The organism is Flavobacterium anhuiense (genome assembly GCF_001705175.1).
GTDB classification, from domain to species: Bacteria; Bacteroidota; Bacteroidia; order Flavobacteriales; family Flavobacteriaceae; genus Flavobacterium; species Flavobacterium anhuiense.
In genome coordinates this window covers 1,147,767-1,165,034 of record NZ_CP016907.1, presented here as the reverse complement: position 1 = coordinate 1,165,034, position 17,268 = coordinate 1,147,767, and the positions used below count along the sequence as shown (strand labels likewise).

The following is a 17,268-nucleotide window of genomic DNA, read 5'->3' as shown; positions in this document are numbered from 1 at the left end:
TTTTTTGTGCAAAAATATTGTTTATAAGGTATATAGAACAATTTATAATATAGATTTCAGAAAAATCATATCGTTTGCTGGTTTTCTTTGGAAAAGGCTTGATTATTTTAAATACTGATAGGTGTTTTTTGTTTTATTTTAGGTAATTCTACTATATTTGTATTAATTACATAAAATTCAATTGGATGAAAGCTAAAGCAACTCTAAAACAAATTGCGAAGGAACTTGGTGTTTCTGTTTCGACTGTATCTAAAGCGTTGAATGACAGTCCAGAAATTAGTGAACAAACAAAGGTGAAGATTAAAGAGTATGCCAAACTCAAAAATTATAAGCCGAATGTTATTGGTTTGAATCTAAAAAATCGTAAGACAAAAACGATTGGGGTAATTATTCCTAATATTTTAAATTCTTTCTTTGCGAAAGTTTTTAGCGGTATTGAGAAAGTTGCTGATAAAAAAGGATATAATGTAATTACGTGTATCTCTAACGAATCTTTAGAGAAAGAAATCCACACGCTTGAAATGTTAAGCAATGGAACAATTGACGGATTTATTCTTTCGGTTTCAGAAGAAGCTCAAAAACTTCAAGATTACAATCACTTTTCGGAAATTATTAATGACGGAACTCCAATTGTGATGTTTGATCGTATTGCTGATGAAGTTGATTGTGATAAGGTTGTGGTAGACGATTTCGATTCGGCATTAAACTCGACTCAGCATTTAATTAATCTTGGATGTAAAAATATTGCTTTAATATCTTCTGTAGATAATCTAAGTGTTGGAAAACTAAGAGCTGATGGTTATTTAAAAGCTTTAAAAGACAATAATATTCCAGTTAACGAAAAAATTATTCTTCGTACCGATTCTGAAGAAGACATGAAAGCCAAAATAGATGCGCTTTTTGAGAATAAAATTGATGGAATTTTTGCTTTGGACGAAAATGATTCGGTTGCAGCTCTAAGAGTAAGTTTGAAAAAAGGCTACAGAGTTCCAGAAGATATTTCGATCATTGGTTTTGCTGACGGTATTTTAGCTTCAAGACGTTTGTCGCCAAGTTTGACTACAGTAAGTCAGCATGGAGTTGAAATTGGAGAAGTGGCTGCCAAAAGATTAATCGAAAGATTAGAAGAGCCAGAAGGAACAGTCTCAGATTACGAAACAATCGTCATCAAAACAAAATTGAAAGAAAGAGAATCAACTCGAAAAAAATAAAATAAATATATTTTGACAAAAAAAGGACTGTGTGAGCAGTCCTTTTTTTATACGTTATTCTCCTTCGTCGAAATAGACAAGATTGGATGATTTTTTAGTTATAAATCTAAAATCAACAATCTAATCTGAAAACTAAAATATATTAATGCGCTTCTAACCAATCTTTACCCATTCCAAGTTCAACTTCTAAAGGAACCGACATTTTAAAAGCATTTTCCATTTCGTGTTTAATCATAGGCTGGATTTTTTCGAGTTCATCGTTATGAACATCGAACACAAGCTCATCATGCACTTGCAGCAACATTTTAGATTTCCAGTTTTCATTACGAAGTTTTTTATGAATATTAATCATCGCAATTTTAATCACATCGGCAGCGCTTCCTTGAATTGGCGCGTTGACAGCATTTCGTTCTGCGGCGCTTCTTACAACGGCATTAGCAGAATTAATGTCTTTTAAGTATCTACGGCGTCCTAAAATAGTTTGCACATAGCCTTTTTCTCTTGCAAAATCTACTTGATCTGAAATATAAGATTTAAGACGTGGATAAGTTTTGTAATAAGCATCGATCAAAGCAGCACTTTCGCTTCTTGAAAGTGAAGTTTGGCTACTAAGTCCAAAAGCAGAAACACCATAGATAATTCCGAAGTTTACCGTTTTGGCATTGCTTCTTTGTTCGCGGGAAACTTCTTCTAAAGCAACATTAAAAACCTTTGCAGCGGTTGCTCTGTGAATATCTTCTCCGTCTTGAAAAGCTTTAATCATATTTTCTTCGCCACTTAGAGCTGCGATAATTCTTAATTCAATTTGCGAGTAATCGGCAGAGATTAAAGTATAGTTTTCGTCGCGTGCCACAAAAGCTTTACGAATCTGGCGTCCTCTTTCAGTACGAATCGGAATGTTCTGTAAGTTTGGATTGTTAGAACTCAAACGACCAGTTGCCGCAACTGCCTGCATATAATCGGTATGAACGCGTAAGGTCTTTTTGTCAACCTGTTCTGGTAATGCTAATATATAGGTACTTTGCAGCTTTACCATTTGGCGCCAATCTAAAATATCTTTTACAATTGGGTTGTCATTTGCTAAATAAGTCAAAACTTCCTCACCAGTTGCATATTGTCCGGTTTTGGTTTTCTTTTGCTTAGCTCCGCCAATTTTAAGTTTATCGAATAAAATATCTCCTAATTGTTTTGGAGAAGCAAGGTTGAATGTTTCGCCAGCTGTTTCGTATATTTTCTGTTCCAAAGATTTGATTTCAACATCCATTTCTTTAGACATTTGTTTTAAGAAATCAACATCTAAACGAATGCCTTCCATTTCCATATCAGCCAAAACGCTTACTAGTGGAATTTCGATATCATCAAACAGCTTCTTAGTTTCAGTTCTATCTAGTTCAGTTGTAAAGATTTCTTTCAGTTGTAATGTAATGTCGGCATCTTCAGCAGCATATTCTTTAATGTCTTCCAAAGGCACATCACGCATATTAAGCTGATTTTTTCCTTTTTTACCAATTAGAGTTTCAATTGATTTTGGAGAATATTTCAAATAAGTTTCTGCTAAAATATCCATATTATGACGCATATCTGGATTGATCAGATAATGTGCAATCATAGTATCAAAAAGCTTTCCTTTTACAGTAACGCCGTAATTAGAAAGGATTTTTAAATCATATTTTAAATTCTGCCCAATTTTTTCAATGTTTTCATTTTCAAAAAACGGAACAAATTTTTCAATCAAAGCTTTTGCTTCTTCTTGATTTTCAGGAAACGGAACATAAAATGCTTTTCCTTTTTCGTAAGAAAATGACATTCCTACCAATTCTGCGTGCAAAGCATCGATTCCTGTAGTTTCTGTATCGAAACAAACTGCAGACTGTTTTTGCAGATTCTGTAAAAGCAATTTAATTCCTAAATCACCTTGTATGGTCTGATAGGAATGTTCTGTGTTTTCTAAAGTGTTATAGAAAGAAGTTCTTGGAGCCTCTGTATCTTCATCTGCACTAGCACTTCCAAAAAGATCAAATTGATCTTCATTTTTGGCAGGAGTTTTTTTAGCTGGTTTTGCATCTGGAGCAGCATTGGCAGTCTGAGCGCCATCTGTTCTAAATAAATTGTCGAACTGCTCAGCCATTCTTCTGAATTCTAATTCTTGAAAAATAGCATCTGTTTTTTCTATATCTGGACGAGAAAGTTCGTAATCTTCCTCATTAAAAGTAACGTCGCAATCTGTAATAATGGCCGCCAGTTTTTTAGAAAGAATTCCTTTTTCTTTATTCGCTTCAATGTTTTCTTTCATTTTACCTTTTAGCTTGTCTGTATTAGCCAAAAGATTTTCCATAGAACCAAACTCTTTCAGGAATTTTTTAGCTGTTACTTCACCAACACCGGGCAATCCAGGAATGTTATCCACTGCATCGCCCATCATTCCAAGAAAATCAATTACTTGCTCAGGTCTTTCAACTTCAAATTTTGCCAAAACCTCAGGAACTCCCCAAATTTCGATTCCGTTACCCATTCGGGCAGGTTTATACATAAAGATATTTTCAGAAACCAATTGCGCAAAATCTTTATCGGGCGTTACCATAAATACCTGATAGTTTTGTTTTTCGGCTTGTTTGGCAATTGTTCCAATCAAATCATCGGCTTCGCAACCTTCAAGTTCAATAATCGGAATATGCATGGCTCTTAATAGCTCTTGAATATACGGAACAGCAATTTTAATTGCCTCTGGAGTTTCATCTCGGTTTGCTTTGTATTCTACAAACATTTCGGTTCTCACATGGCTTCCCCCTTTATCGAAAGCAACAGCCAAATGATCTGGTTTTTCTCTTTTAATAACATCTAAAAGTGAGTTCATAAAACCCATAATTGCAGATGTATCCATTCCTTTTGAGTTGATTCTCGGGTTTTTTATAAATGCATAATAACCACGAAAAATTAATGCATAAGCATCTAGAAGAAAAAGGCGTTTTTGAGTTGACATATTAAAAATATTAGTCTGTAAAAATAAACAATTGAGGTTGCAAAAATTAATCAAAAAAGAAATTTTTTACCATATAAGGTATATAAGTTCATTTTAGCTGAGATGCGTCTGTAGAGAAGCACCGTAGTGCGTCTTCTATTTCATCTGTAATATTATTTTATAGTGAATATTTAAAATGAACTTATATACCTTATATGGTGAAAATCTGCAAAGCGTTAATATCAAGTTAAAATTTTTTATTCAGGGATTTCTTCATTTTCTCTTCATGTTGCGAAGGTAATTTTGATCTGTAAAATAAAAGGTATTAATTCTTAAATCTTAGAAATCATGAGAAATTTATTAATGGTATTAGTGGCAGTTTTAGGAACAAGTGCAATGGTTCACGCATTTCCTGCAAAAGATGGTAAAGATGCTCCTGCAAAAGAGGTAAAGGCAACAAAACACCCAAAAAACAAATCTGATAAAAAAGTAAAATCAGGAAAAAGTGAAGCTTCAAAAACAGAAACAGCAAAAGTAAATAAAGAAACAAAAAAAGAAGCAAAAAAATAATTTAATATATAAAGTTGGTTAATTTAAAAATTTAAAGATCATGAAAAAATTAGTTTTATTAGCAGTAGCAGTTCTAGGAACAAGTGTAATGGTAAACGCTCAAACAACTCCAGCTCAGGCAGCGCCTGCAAAAGAAGTTAAAGCAACCAAACATCATCATCATAAAGGAAACAAAAAAGCAAAAGCTGAAGCGCCAAAAGAAGAGGCAGCAGCTGTGAAAAAATAAGAATTGCTCTCGTTTTGTTTTCGAAGCATTGTAACGGAGGCAAAAACAGGAATAATGATTATGAGAATGCGATTGAAGAAGCTGATGAAGAAATTTGTCAGCTTTTTTCATTCGTTAATTTTTTAATAATGTACAGCTGGATTTTTGATAATTGATTAATTTTAGTTGTGCTTAAATGCTTTGTTTATGAATGTTTTAATTGTTGAAGATAATAAAGAGCTTGCTGTAGAAATTTACGATTTTTTATGTAATGCAGGTTATATCTGTAAAATTGCCAATAGTTGTGCAGATGCTTTGGAGGAATTTGGAAGCAATGATTATGATGCCATGCTGTTGGATTTGGGTTTGCCTGACGGAGACGGTTTTGAGGTTTTGCAGACAATTCGAAAAACTAAATCAAAAATCGCAGTAATTGTGCTCACCGCCCGAGGAGAATTGGATGATAGGATTAACGGACTTCATCTTGGAGCCGATGATTATTTAACAAAGCCTTTTGCTTTGACAGAATTGGCGGCAAGATTGTTTGCAGTGATTCGTAGGATTCATGGTTTTACCTTAAACAATTTAAGTATTCATGGCTTTTTGCTACAGCTCCAAGATTATAAAGTAAGTTTTAATGAAATTCCTTTAAGTCTTACCAAAAAGGAGTTTGATATTTTCCAGTATTTAGTTCTTAATAAAAACCGTGTCATTACAAGATTGCAATTGACCGAACATATCTGGGGTGATATTTTAGAAGTCAATTCAGATTCTAATTTTATCGATGTCCATGTTCGAAATCTCCGAAAAAAATTAGACAAACATACTTCAATAGATTGGTTTGAAACAGTTCGAAATGTGGGTTATCGTATAAACGAATAAATTTGTTCTTGTGAAAATAAAACATCAATTAGCCATTTTTAATGCCATGACCAGATTGGTGGTCATTTTGATTTTATGGCTAATGCTTCCTATTTTGGTCGAAAATGTGGTATATCACCATATTAATAACACATTGCTGGAGAAAAAGAAAAAATTTATTGAACATCTTAATCAAGAAGAAATAAATGATTTTATAGAAAACCCAGATGACACGACTGAGACTTTTGCTGAATTTTCAACTTTGCATAGTGAGTTTTTGGTGCTGTCTAGGGTTCCTATAAAGCCACATCAGAAAAAATCAACTTTTACGAACGAATATCGTAAGATTGAAAATGAAGAAAGCGAATACAGAATATTACAGCATCATTTTACTTATGAAGGTGTAGATTACCAGCTTGAAATAGGCAGCAGTCTCAGCGAAGTCAACGATTTGACTTTTGTAATCAGACTGTTCATTATAATTGTATTTGTGGTGATTCTATTCATTACTTTTTTGGCTGATACTTTTTTTATTGAATACCTTTTAAAGCCATTTTATAAAATAATTGATACCAAAATTAGGCGTGTAAACGAACCTGAAACGTTTGACCATACTCCGATAAAAGCGGCTTCAAGAGATTTCAGAGAATTGGATTTTGTTTTGAACCAAATGATGGATCGAATTGCGGAGGTTTTTAAAAAAGAAAAACAGTTTATTTCGAATGTTTCGCACGAACTTTTAACACCGATAGCATTGCTCAAAAATAAACTAGAAAACTTGTTGCAGAATGAATCTTTAGATGACAATGCGGTTGATAAAATTGCGGGTTCTTTAAAGACGCTGGATATGCTCAAAAAGATTATCAATAATTTATTGCTGATTTCCAGAATAGATAATAATCAGTATGAATTGAATGAAGCAATTAATCTTCGCGAAATTATTTCTGATCTGCAAGAGGATCTTCAAGATCGTATTGACGATAAAGAAATTCACTTCCAAAATAAAATGGAAAACAATTTTGTTTTTACCGGAAACAAAACTTTAATTCATATCCTGATTTATAATTTGGTAACCAACGCCATAAAATATAATAAACCGCAAGGAAAGATTATTGTTGAAGATGGTTTTGCAGATCATCATTATTTTATTTCGGTAAAGGATTCCGGAATTGGAATGGATGAATCACAGCTTGAGAAAATATTCAGTCGTTTTGCCAGAATCAACTCCGATCAGGAAGGGCAGGGCTTAGGTCTTGCAATTGCTAAGAGTATTGCTTCTTTTCATCATATAGAAATTACTGTTGAATCTGAATTAGGAAAAGGAACTTCTTTTAAATTATGGTTTCAAAATCACAATTAAAAGTTAAACTTTTCTGTAAGACTTTTTCTTCATTTTGTCTTCATTTTCTGGTTATACTTTTGACTTATAAATAATGAAAATAACAAATCATAAAAATTTAAAGTCATGAAAAAATTAGCAATTTTAACAGTAGCAGTTTTAGGAACATTTGCAATGGCAAGCGCACAAACAACTCCAGCACCAGCAAAAACAAAAGAGGTAAAAACTGAAAAACAAGATAAAAAAGCAAACAAAAAAGCTAAAGGAGAGAAAAAAGCAGAAGCTGCAAAAAAAGAAACTCCAAAAGCAAAATAATACGAGATTTTAAATCTTAAAATTAAATAGTTTTAAAGGTTGGTAGATTGAAGCTGAAAGATCACTCTTTCAGCTTTTTTATTTTAACAGCGTTAAATTTTTTATAATAAAAAGAAATAGAATTTTCATTCTTTGTTACTTTGTTTAAAACTATATATTAAATGATTTTTCGTTTTATAATTCTATGTGCTCTTTTATTATTTATTGAGTTCTATTCCTATCAGGCTTTTCGAACTTTAATCAAAACACGCTGGATTTTGATTGGTTATCAGGTTATAAGCTTACTGGTTTTAATTTTTATTATTTATTCTTTTTCGCAGGTAGATCGATCTGTCGGTCAAACTAGGCAATTTATGTTTACCACTGGTTTAATGCTAACGGTTTACGTGCCTAAAATTTTGCTTACGCTAATAATGTTTAGTGAAGATATTTTTAGAATAGGAGCCAGTATCGTAAATTATTTTATTTACAATACTCCACGCAAAGAAATGATGCCTGACAGAAGGAAATTTGTCAGCCAACTGGCGTTAGGTTTGGCAGCGATTCCATTTCTCTCTATTATCTACGGAATTTTTGAAGGCAAATATAATTTCAAAGTAATCAAACAAACTGTGTTTTTTCCAGATCTTCCAGATGCTTTTGATGGATTTAAAATTACTCAGATTTCAGACGTTCATAGCGGAAGTTTTGATAATCCTGAGAAAATAAATTACGCTATTGATTTAATCAATGAACAAGAATCTGACTTGATTTTGTTTACTGGAGATATTGTAAACACGCATGCTAAAGAAATGCATCCATGGTTGGAAACCTTTAGCCGTATTAAAGATTATAAATATGGAAAGTTTGCGGTTTTAGGAAATCACGATTATGGCGAGTATGTGACTTGGCCATCTGAAAAAGAAAAAGACGAAAATTTTAAGGCAATTAAAAATTTGTATGGCCAGATTGGTTTTAAATTAATGCTGAATGAACATACTTACATTCAAAAAGGTGATGATAAAATTGCTCTGATTGGTGTTGAAAACTGGGGAGTGAATTTTAAGAAAGCAGGTGATTTAAATAAAGCTTCTGAAAATGTTCACAAAGACGATTTTAAAGTGTTAATGAGCCATGATCCAAGCCATTGGGATGCTGAAATCAAAGATCACCCAAAGAATTTCCATCTTACGTTTGCAGGCCACACGCACGGTATGCAGTTCGGAATTGAAATCCCAGGCTATTTTAAATGGAGTTTGGCACAATACATTTACAAACAATGGGCAGGATTGTACGAAAATGTTGGAAGATACGTTTATGTTAACCGCGGCTTTGGTTTTCATGCTTATCCAGGACGAGTTGGAATTATGCCCGAAATAACAGTAATTGAACTAAAAAAAGGCCAGAATGTCGGTTAATTCGTTAAAAATGCTACATTTGTATAATATTTATTTCTTTTAGAGATTTAAAAAACTTAATTTTTTGGTTTTATGTCAAAATTTGGAGAACTAATAAATGCCCAAGTTCCAGTGTTAATTGATTTTTACACAGATTGGAATGAATCTTCAGTTTCTATGCATCCTGTCATTAAGGACGTAGCTGCTGCGCTTGGCGATAAAGCCAAAGTAATCAAAATTGATGTAGATAAAAATCAGGAACTAGCAGAAGCACTTCGTATTAAAGGGCTTCCAACTTTAATGATTTACAAAGAAGGCCAAATGATCTGGAGACAATCTGGAGAGCTTGATGCCAATACTATAATCGGAATTGTTCAGGAACAATTTAACGTCTAAATAACTTCTCTTTTGTTGATGTTATTTAGTGGATAATGTCAAACTTATATCCGTTTTCTTTTAAAAAATGCAGTGTTCTAGGCAAAGCAAATCTTAAATTTGGAGAAGCTTTAATACTGTCATGAAAAACAATTACGCTGCCAGATTTTACATTTTTGGTTACATTTTCAAGGCATTTTTCTGGAGTAATGCTTTGATCGAAATCAGCGCTTAAAACATCCCACATTACAATTTTATAGCCCAAACTTCTAAGGATTTTAGATTGCGCTTTTTTAATTTTTCCATAAGGAGGACGGAATAATAAACGGCGAGGAGCTTTTTCTTGCTCATCCAAAATAGCGGCACAATTTTTTACATTTTCGATATATTCATTGGTATGGATTTTCCATCCATTTACATGATTCATCGTATGGTTGCCAATGGAATGTCCGTCTGTAATTAGCTTTTCAAATAAAGCCAGATTCGCTTTAATGTTTTTACCGATGCAGAAAAAAGTAGCTTTTGCATCAAATTTTTTTAATTCAGATAAGACCCAGTCTGTGATTTCTGGAGTAGGGCCATCATCAAAAGTCAAGTATATTTTCTTTTCGTTGTTAGGGATGTCCCAGCAATATTTAGAAAATACCTTTTTTATAAATGCGTTAGTTTTTACCCAATAAAAGCTCATTTTGAATTAAAATTGTATTAGTATGCATAAAATTAAAAAATGCAGCGCTATTTATCAAACAGCGCTGCATTTTTTTAATAAGTAAGATTTTCGTATATTATTTATTCTTTTTCACGTCCAAAACGCTCAAAAACATTCACGTAAGTATTAAATGTTGTTTTGTGCTGGTTGTAAAAAGCAGTGTCTTTATTGTCATCCATTACATGCAATAAGCTTCTGTAACGCTCAATATCTGTAATGATGTCTACAGCCAAATCAGTTTGATCAGAAGGAGTCAATGTACTGTAATAGTTTAGATTCTCTTTATATTTCTGAACCAATTTGTTTAATAGATCTTGTGCTTTGGCTTTTTCTCCAACTTTGTAATAACCATCTGCAAAAGCTTCAACTAATGAATAATATCCATATTTGTCTAAAGGCATTTTGGTCATTGCTAAATTGATTACGTTTTTAGCTTTGTCAATTTTACCTTCTGCAATAAGCTGATTCATTAATCTCGAAAGATTAGTACGGTAAGTAATGCTATTTCTTCTAGTTTCAGGATCGTGATAGATGTTTCCATTGCTATTGCCCCAATCCCATTTCATTACAATATCGTACATTTTATCTGCATCAATTTGTCCCATATCTAATGGTCCGCCATCTTTAGAAGGAGTATTTTTAATTGGAACCAATTTATATACCATTCCGTCCAATTGCAGATAATCTTTTAGCCATAAATAATCTTCATCATCAAAAGCTCCGCCGCTAAAATAAATTGGTCTCTTCCAATTGTTATTAGCTAAAATATCAAGCATCATTAAACGGTTTTTGTATAGTGCGCTTCCTTTGATATCAATGTCTAAGTAAGGAACAATAGAATCGTAATACTTAGGATTCACTACTTTATTTTGAATAATAGTGTTTTTGTCCACATTTACTCTAATCTTGTTTGTTGGGTAGAAATGGATAGTTTGTCCGTTTTGCAATCCAACAGTCGATTTAGGATTTTTAATGAAATCGATAAAATCTTTAATGTTCCAACGAGTATCAATTTTTTGAATATAAGCTGTGTAATCCAAGTTATCTCCCACATATTGGCTATGAACAAAAGAAATAGGCAACGGATTTGATTCATAAGATTTCGCCTTCATCTGGTCAATATACCAGTCTGTCATAAATAAACTCGTATTTACAATCTTCACATCGGTTCTAAAATGCTCAATTTCCTGCGCATACCAAAGAGGGAAGGTGTCATTGTCTCCAATGGTAAATAAGATTGCGTCTTTGTCGCAAGAACTTAAATAAGCTTTTGCCATTGCAACTGCTGTATATCTTCCAGATCTATCGTGATCATCCCAGTTTTGAGAAGCCATTAAAACAGGCGCAGCTAATAAACTTCCAGCAATAATTACCGGTCCAGCAATTTTTGGAGCCAAGTATTTATACAAACTTTCATAGAGCGAATAAACACCAAATCCGATCCAGATGGCAAAGACATAGAATGAACCTACAAGAGCATAATCTCTTTCACGAGGTTCAAAAGGTCTTTCATTCAAATATATTTTTAGTGCAATTCCTGTAAATAAAAATAAAGCTAAAAGTACATAGAAGCTCTTCAAATCTTTGTTTGCATGATACATAATACCAATTAATCCTAAAATAAAAGGTAGGAAATAATAAGCGTTACGACCTTTGTTGTTTAAAACATCTGCTGGAAGGTTGTCTTGTGAGCCTAAATGAACAGAATCTAAAGCTTTGATACCGCTGATCCAGTTTCCGTCCAAATTATCATATTTACCTTGAACATCATTTTGGCGTCCAACAAAATTCCACATCAAATATCTCCAGTACATGTATCCAAACTGGTATTCAAACATAAAACTGAAGTTGTCCGCTGTAGATGGTTTTTCGATAATTAAATATTCTCCGTAGCTTCTTAAGAATTTTATATAACCTTCGTTGTCAATTTGTTTTTGAGCATAAGCTCTTCTAAACTCAGAAACTGTTTTTTCAACTTCATTACGCAATTGAGCTGTAGCTTTGTTGTATTCGTCTTCGCTTAATTGACTAGCGTCGATTCCGTATTTTGCCAAATCTTCATCATAATTATAATTAGGATTGATTCGGAACTTTGGAGGATTTGTAAAGTTGATATAGTTTTGAATGTGTCCCGTTTCTGTACTCCACATTCTTGGCAGGATGGCTTTCTGGTTGTCATCAGAATTTTGTTCTGCATTTTTATAATTATTGGTAATAATATATTTACCTGTTTTATAATCTCTTTCGTAGTTTGGTTTTTTATCTAAATAAGGCGTTTTAGCATCAAGACCAGCAAAAAGTTCAGTGTATTGAGGTCCATAAAATAAAGGATTTACACCATATTGCTCACGATTATAATAAGCTAAAACCTCTGTAGCGTCTGATGGTTTGTTTTCGTTAATAACCGTATTGGCATTTGCACGAACAGGAAGCATTAACCAAGTTGAGAAACCAATCAAAATGAATAAGATACATAATATAATAGTGTTATAGAATATTAAACCTTTTTGTCTAGTGTATTTTAATCCAAAATAGAAAAACGCAATAAATAATAATGCTACAAAGATGGTTCCTGAGTTGAACGGAAGTCCCATGCTGTTTACCATGAAAATTTCGGTTTTTCCGAAAAATGCCATAGTAAGAGGAAGAAGTAATTTGAAAATGAATAATAAAATTCCAATAACAACTACATTGGCAATAAGGAAGTTTTTAATCGTAACTTTTTCGTAGTGTTTGAAATAGTATAAGAATCCAATAGAAGGAATGGTCAAAAGAGCCATGAAGTGAACTCCAAACGAAAGACCAACTACCAATGAAATGATTAAAAGCCATTTATTTCCTTTTGGTTTGTCCATGTCTTGCTCCCAGCGTAAGCCAAGCCAGAAAAGCAATGCGATTAATAAAGAAGCCATTGCGTAAACTTCGGCTTCTACTGCATTAAACCAAAAGCTATCAGAGAAAGTGTAAGCCAAAGCACCTACAAAAGAACTTCCTAAAATTACAATCGAATTATTTTGGTCAATTTCGGTAAAGCGACCTACGATTTTTTTCAAAATCATAGATGATGACCAGAACATAAATAATATGGTAAATGCGCTAGAGAAAACAGACATCATGTTAACCATTAGAGCCACATGTTGAGCATCTATTGCAAACATGGCAAAAAATGCGCCCATCATTTGGAAAAGTGGAGCTCCTGGTGGGTGTCCCACTTCAAGTTTGGCTGCGGTAGCAATATATTCTCCGCAATCCCAAAAGCTCATTGTAGGTTCTACTGTTAAGGTGTAAGTTATTAAAGCGATTGCAAATGCAAACCAACCAATAATTGTATTCCATTTATTGAAATTGAATTGTGCCATATTTAGGTGTTAAAAATTTGAATGTTTTTCTATCCTACAAAGAAAATGTTTTTTTATGTAAAGAAACGAGCATTAACAAAAAATTCTATAAAACAATGCGTAATGAGTAATGCGTTGTCTATGAGGAGTTTTTAATATTGAAGCGGATTTGAATGTGAAGAAAATCAAAAAAAATGATTTTTTTTGGCCAAAAAGTTTGCACAAACTAAATAAAGACTTAAATTTGCACTCGCTTTACAGCACTGCTGGTCTATGGTGTAATGGTAACACTACGGTTTTTGGTGCCGTCTTTCTAGGTTCGAGTCCTAGTAGACCAACAGAAAAAGCCTCTCAGAAATGAGAGGCTTTTTTATTTGAAAAAAGTTTTCTTTAAAATTTGCATAAATTAAATAAAGTTTTAATTTTGCACCCGCTTAACCGCACTGCTGGTCTATGGTGTAATGGTAACACTACGGTTTTTGGTGCCGTCTTTCTAGGTTCGAGTCCTAGTAGACCAACAGAAAAGCCTCTCAGAAATGAGAGGCTTTTTTTTATGCTTTAAAGTTAGGTCTTTTAACGCAAAGCGCGCTAAGTTTTTTTTAGAATATAGAGTTTGTTAGGCTTTATGCGTCTTGTTTTGAATATAGCCAGTGGTTTCAACCACTGGAACGTATTACGAAAGACATATTTTTGGGCAGGCTTATTGCGGATCTATTTATGATTTAAAGAAGAAGGAACAATTCCGAATTTCTTTTTAAATGAAAATGAAAAATGCGAAAGGTCTTCAAAGCCAACGCCAATATATACTTCAGATGGCGGATTTCCTTGGCTGATTAAATAATAAGCTTCCTGAAGTCTTTTGTTTAAAAGCCATTTTCCAGGTGTTTCCTGAAATACTTTTTGAAAATCTCTTTTGAATGTTGCCAAGCTCCTTCCAGTCAGATAGGCGAATCGCTGCATTTGAACATTGAAATGGAAATTTTTATTCATAAAAGCTTCCAAGTCAATTTTTCCAGGTTCATTAAAATCAAATAAAATGTCTTTTAATTCTGGATTCACTTTTAATAAAAGATGAATGGCTTCCTTAATTTTTAAATTGAACAAAGTTTCGTTGTTTTCTTCTTCGACTTCGAGATAAGAAATCAGCGATTCCATGAAGGATTTGTAGAGTGGGTTGGGTGCTAGTGAAAACATGGCTTCTGTATTAGCTTTTTTGTCAGCTTTCAAATTGTACTCTTTGCTAATTTCTTTTAAAATTTCCTGATCCAAAAAAAGAGAAATGGTTTTAAATTCTCCTCCTTCTGGCGGAATCTTGGTAAATTTTGCCAAATGGTTTCTTCTGCTAAAGCGAAAATCTCCCGGTTTTGAATGAAAGGTGTTTTTGCTGTCTGAAGCGATCATTTCGCCAGAAATCTGATAGCTGAAAACATGTTCGGGTATAAAATGCTCGCCTTCTCGACTGCGTGCGTAATAGCACGAGTAAAGGATTTTGGGCTTTGTATTTGGTTTGATGCTCATATTGTAAAAATACTAAAAGATCTGGAAATCTTTAGATTAAAGATTTCCAGATTGATGAAGATTATTTTGGCTGAATCAATGCTCTTGGTTCTAAATAAGCTTCAAGGCCAATTGTTCCAAACTCGCGCCCGATTCCAGATTGTTTAAATCCGCCAAAAGGAGCCATTGGGTCATGGCCAATTCCGTTAATCTGAACACGGCCAGCGTTAATTTGCGAAGCGACATTATATGCTCTTTTTGAATCTGACGAACTTACATAGGCTTGCAAACCATAAGTGGTGTCATTGGCAGTTTCAATGGCTTCTTCTTCTGTTTTGTAAGTAATGACAGATAGAACAGGGCCGAATATTTCTTCTCTTGCTATACGCATCTGATTGTTTACGTTGATAAAAACAGTTGGTTTTACGAAATTCCCGCTTTCAAGTCCTTCTGGTTTTCCCAGTCCGCCAATTAATATTTCTGCGCCTTCGTTAATTCCGGTCTGAATATAGTCTTGAACACGGTTAAATTGTTTTTCGCTAACCATTGGGCCAACTGCAGTGTTTGGATTTTTTGGGTCTCCCACAATGAAGTTTGGAATCGTTTCTTTAATAAGAGATTTTACTTCGTCTAATTTGTTTTCTGGGATTAATAATCTAGTTCCGGCAATACATGCTTGTCCGCTATTCATAAATGCTGCGGCAATGGCAAGCGGAATAGCTTTTGAGAAATCTGCATCATCTAGAATGATATTTGGAGATTTTCCGCCAAGTTCAAGGGTAACTCTTTTCATGGTGTTGATGGCTTCTTTTGCAATAATTTTTCCAACGTTTGTTGATCCTGTAAAAGAAATTTTAGAAATATCTGGATTTCTGCTTATTTCGGCACCAACTATTTCTCCTAATCCATTTACAATATTTACAATTCCCTTTGGAAGTTGTGCATCGTGTAAACATTCGATCATTAATTGAGTCTGTTGAGCGCTCATTTCGCTAGGTTTAATTACGGTTGTGCATCCTGCTGCAATTGCTGTAGATAGCTTGCTGCAAATGAAGCCATTGCTCGAATTCCACGGAATAATAATTCCAACAACGCCTATGGGTGTCATTTGAACTTCAGATTCGCCCATTGTTTTAATAAAGCTGTAAGAGTTGAGGAGATTGATTGCGGAGTCAAAGCTCTTCAGCATGTAATCGTAGCTTACACTGGCAAACTGAAATGTGCCTCCGTATTCTTCTGTCATTATATTAATAAAGTCATCTTTCCTTTTTTCAACAGAAGATTTGATTTTTTCAAGATATTGGATTCTTTCTGAAGGTGTTGTTTTAGAAAAAGTTTTAAAGGCATTTTTCGCTGCTTCGATTGCGTTTTGAGTGTCTTCGGTATTGCCCAAAAGAACTTTTCCTAATTTTTCATTTGTTACTGGGCTAATAAGGTCGAAATATTCAGTTCCTTTTGGAGTAACAAATTCTCCATTGATGTAAATTTTGTCTATTGTTTTCATTTTGTTGTTTTTAATGAATTTTTATTTGACAAATTTCCGCATTAAATGGATTGACCGTTTTGTTGAAAAGCTCAGTTAAACTTTGTTGAGAAGCTCATTTTTTTTGCATAAAAAAAGCTTCTCACTGGAGAAGCTTTAAGGAGAAAAAATAATCATGTTAGATTTTTAAAGTTATAACGGGTTTAACGGCGTGATTGACCAAGCCTTCGCTGATGCTTCCATTAAAGAAGTGTGCAAAACCAGTTCTGCCATGTGTGCACATTCCGATAACATCAGCGTCTATTTTGTTTGAGAAATTGATGATTCCTTTTTCGATATTGGTGTCGTTGTAAATTTGAGTTGTGTAATTGGTGATATTAAATTCCTCTACAAAATCGTTCATTGCTTTTTCGCTAACATGAGTTGGTTTGAAGCTGTTGGGTGTGCAAATAGTGACTAAGTGTAGTTTTGAATCAAATAGTTTGGTGAAATTTAAAAGTTTTTCAAATGGTTTTTTTGCCTCATCTGAAAAATCAGAAGCAAAAACAATGTTGGATGCATTAAAATTTGGAATATTTTTCTTGATGACTAAAACAGGGATTTCTGAGTTTCTAACTACTTTTTCTGTATTTGAGCCTATTAGGAGTTCTTCGACGCCAGAAGATCCATGAGAGCCCATAATAATTAGATCAATGTCGTAATCTTTGCTTATTTGGGTAATACCGCGTATGGGTTTGTCCATTTTTACAATTTCAGTTACCGGAATTCCTTCTAGATAATCTCTAGAGGCAACTTCGTCTAGCGTTTCGTTTGCTTTCTTCATAAAAAGCATGGTTTCAGGAATGCTGGTTCCTCCCAATATAGCGTCGTTTGATTGCTGTGGCAATTCAAGCATATGAAGAAGAATGAGTTCAGAATTGTTCTTTTTTGCAATTTGAGCCGCAACTCTTAGAGCGTCTTCTGCATGTTCTGAGAAGTCGGTAGGTACTAAAATTCGTTTCATGATTTTGAGGGTTAAAAATTATGAATA

Annotated in this window: 14 protein-coding genes and 2 tRNA genes; 10 read left to right on the top strand and 6 right to left on the bottom strand. The window is 33.6% G+C overall.

The features are described 5' to 3' along the window. Positions 1 to 185 precede the first annotated feature (185 nt). Complete coding sequence (locus BB050_RS04905; protein WP_008466794.1) at positions 186 to 1,211, top strand: LacI family DNA-binding transcriptional regulator; 1,026 nt, start codon at positions 186 to 188, stop codon at positions 1,209 to 1,211. A 142-nt stretch (positions 1,212 to 1,353) separates the two neighbouring features. On the opposite strand, the gene polA is transcribed toward BB050_RS04905, so the two are convergent. Beyond that, complete coding sequence (gene polA / locus BB050_RS04900; protein WP_066032809.1) at positions 1,354 to 4,191, bottom strand: DNA polymerase I; 2,838 nt, start codon at positions 4,189 to 4,191, stop codon at positions 1,354 to 1,356. Positions 4,192 to 4,518: 327 nt separating this feature from the next. Here polA and BB050_RS04895 point away from each other — a divergent pair, with 327 nt between their 5' ends. The 7 genes from BB050_RS04895 (at position 4,519) to BB050_RS04865 (ending at position 9,232) form a co-directional block, all read left to right on the top strand. Beyond that, a complete protein-coding gene (locus BB050_RS04895; protein WP_008466797.1) occupies positions 4,519 to 4,740 on the top strand; it encodes a hypothetical protein in 222 nt (73 codons plus the stop codon). A 40-nt stretch (positions 4,741 to 4,780) separates the two neighbouring features. After that, entirely contained in the window at positions 4,781 to 4,966 is a 186-nt protein-coding gene (locus BB050_RS04890) for a hypothetical protein (RefSeq protein ID WP_066032808.1), read from the top strand. 186 nt (positions 4,967 to 5,152) lie between these two features. Further along, a complete protein-coding gene (locus BB050_RS04885; protein ID WP_008466799.1) occupies positions 5,153 to 5,827 on the top strand; it encodes a response regulator transcription factor in 675 nt (224 codons plus the stop codon). Between the two features lie 10 nt (positions 5,828 to 5,837). After that, on the top strand, positions 5,838 to 7,166 hold the full coding sequence (locus tag BB050_RS04880; RefSeq protein ID WP_236940421.1) for a sensor histidine kinase: 1,329 nt from the start codon (positions 5,838 to 5,840) through the stop codon (positions 7,164 to 7,166). A gap of 105 nt (positions 7,167 to 7,271) precedes the next feature. Then, the gene (locus tag BB050_RS04875) at positions 7,272 to 7,460 is read left to right on the top strand and encodes a hypothetical protein (RefSeq protein WP_066032807.1); all 189 of its coding nucleotides are present in this window, start codon (positions 7,272 to 7,274) and stop codon (positions 7,458 to 7,460) included. A 161-nt stretch (positions 7,461 to 7,621) separates the two neighbouring features. Beyond that, entirely contained in the window at positions 7,622 to 8,857 is a 1,236-nt protein-coding gene (locus BB050_RS04870) for a metallophosphoesterase (protein ID WP_066032806.1), read from the top strand. A 72-nt stretch (positions 8,858 to 8,929) separates the two neighbouring features. Next, positions 8,930 to 9,232, top strand: a complete 303-nt coding sequence (locus BB050_RS04865) for a thioredoxin family protein (RefSeq protein ID WP_008466807.1) — start codon at positions 8,930 to 8,932, stop codon at positions 9,230 to 9,232. A gap of 25 nt (positions 9,233 to 9,257) precedes the next feature. Here the strand turns inward: BB050_RS04865 and BB050_RS04860 are convergent, their stop codons facing one another. Beyond that, positions 9,258 to 9,899, bottom strand: coding sequence for a polysaccharide deacetylase family protein (locus BB050_RS04860; protein ID WP_066032805.1), 642 nt, complete (start codon positions 9,897 to 9,899; stop codon positions 9,258 to 9,260). Positions 9,900 to 10,000: 101 nt separating this feature from the next. Continuing rightward, positions 10,001 to 13,279 (bottom strand): glycosyltransferase family 117 protein, encoded by a 3,279-nt coding sequence (locus BB050_RS04855; protein WP_066032804.1) that lies wholly within the window; start codon positions 13,277 to 13,279, stop codon positions 10,001 to 10,003. Positions 13,280 to 13,525: 246 nt separating this feature from the next. Here BB050_RS04855 and BB050_RS04850 point away from each other — a divergent pair. Both BB050_RS04850 and BB050_RS04845 read left to right on the top strand, forming a co-directional pair. Further along, positions 13,526 to 13,596: transfer RNA gene (locus BB050_RS04850), tRNA-Gln, on the top strand. Positions 13,597 to 13,705: 109 nt separating this feature from the next. Then, positions 13,706 to 13,776: transfer RNA gene (locus BB050_RS04845), tRNA-Gln, on the top strand. A 193-nt stretch (positions 13,777 to 13,969) separates the two neighbouring features. Here the strand turns inward: BB050_RS04845 and BB050_RS04840 are convergent. From BB050_RS04840 to BB050_RS04830, 3 genes are all read right to left on the bottom strand, one after another. Continuing rightward, positions 13,970 to 14,776 carry a helix-turn-helix domain-containing protein gene (locus BB050_RS04840; protein WP_008466823.1) on the bottom strand — a complete coding sequence of 269 codons (807 nt, stop codon included), beginning with the start codon at positions 14,774 to 14,776 and terminating at the stop codon, positions 13,970 to 13,972. Between the two features lie 61 nt (positions 14,777 to 14,837). Further along, positions 14,838 to 16,259 (bottom strand): aldehyde dehydrogenase family protein, encoded by a 1,422-nt coding sequence (locus tag BB050_RS04835; protein ID WP_066032803.1) that lies wholly within the window; start codon positions 16,257 to 16,259, stop codon positions 14,838 to 14,840. A 157-nt stretch (positions 16,260 to 16,416) separates the two neighbouring features. After that, complete coding sequence (locus BB050_RS04830; RefSeq protein WP_066032802.1) at positions 16,417 to 17,241, bottom strand: universal stress protein; 825 nt, start codon at positions 17,239 to 17,241, stop codon at positions 16,417 to 16,419. Positions 17,242 to 17,268 lie beyond the last annotated feature (27 nt).

Bases quoted from the DNA above. Each gene is read 5' to 3' on its own strand.
- BB050_RS04905 (WP_008466794.1), top strand. From the start codon at position 186: ATGAAAGCTAAAGCAACTCTAAAACAAATTGCGAAGGAACTTGGTGTT.
- polA (WP_066032809.1), bottom strand. From the start codon at position 4,191: ATGTCAACTCAAAAACGCCTTTTTCTTCTAGATGCTTATGCATTAATT.
- BB050_RS04895 (WP_008466797.1), top strand. From the start codon at position 4,519: ATGAGAAATTTATTAATGGTATTAGTGGCAGTTTTAGGAACAAGTGCA.
- BB050_RS04890 (WP_066032808.1), top strand. From the start codon at position 4,781: ATGAAAAAATTAGTTTTATTAGCAGTAGCAGTTCTAGGAACAAGTGTA.
- BB050_RS04885 (WP_008466799.1), top strand. From the start codon at position 5,153: ATGAATGTTTTAATTGTTGAAGATAATAAAGAGCTTGCTGTAGAAATT.
- BB050_RS04875 (WP_066032807.1), top strand. From the start codon at position 7,272: ATGAAAAAATTAGCAATTTTAACAGTAGCAGTTTTAGGAACATTTGCA.
- BB050_RS04870 (WP_066032806.1), top strand. From the start codon at position 7,622: ATGATTTTTCGTTTTATAATTCTATGTGCTCTTTTATTATTTATTGAG.
- BB050_RS04865 (WP_008466807.1), top strand. From the start codon at position 8,930: ATGTCAAAATTTGGAGAACTAATAAATGCCCAAGTTCCAGTGTTAATT.
- BB050_RS04860 (WP_066032805.1), bottom strand. From the start codon at position 9,899: ATGAGCTTTTATTGGGTAAAAACTAACGCATTTATAAAAAAGGTATTT.
- BB050_RS04855 (WP_066032804.1), bottom strand. From the start codon at position 13,279: ATGGCACAATTCAATTTCAATAAATGGAATACAATTATTGGTTGGTTT.
- BB050_RS04840 (WP_008466823.1), bottom strand. From the start codon at position 14,776: ATGAGCATCAAACCAAATACAAAGCCCAAAATCCTTTACTCGTGCTAT.
- BB050_RS04835 (WP_066032803.1), bottom strand. From the start codon at position 16,259: ATGAAAACAATAGACAAAATTTACATCAATGGAGAATTTGTTACTCCA.
- BB050_RS04830 (WP_066032802.1), bottom strand. From the start codon at position 17,241: ATGAAACGAATTTTAGTACCTACCGACTTCTCAGAACATGCAGAAGAC.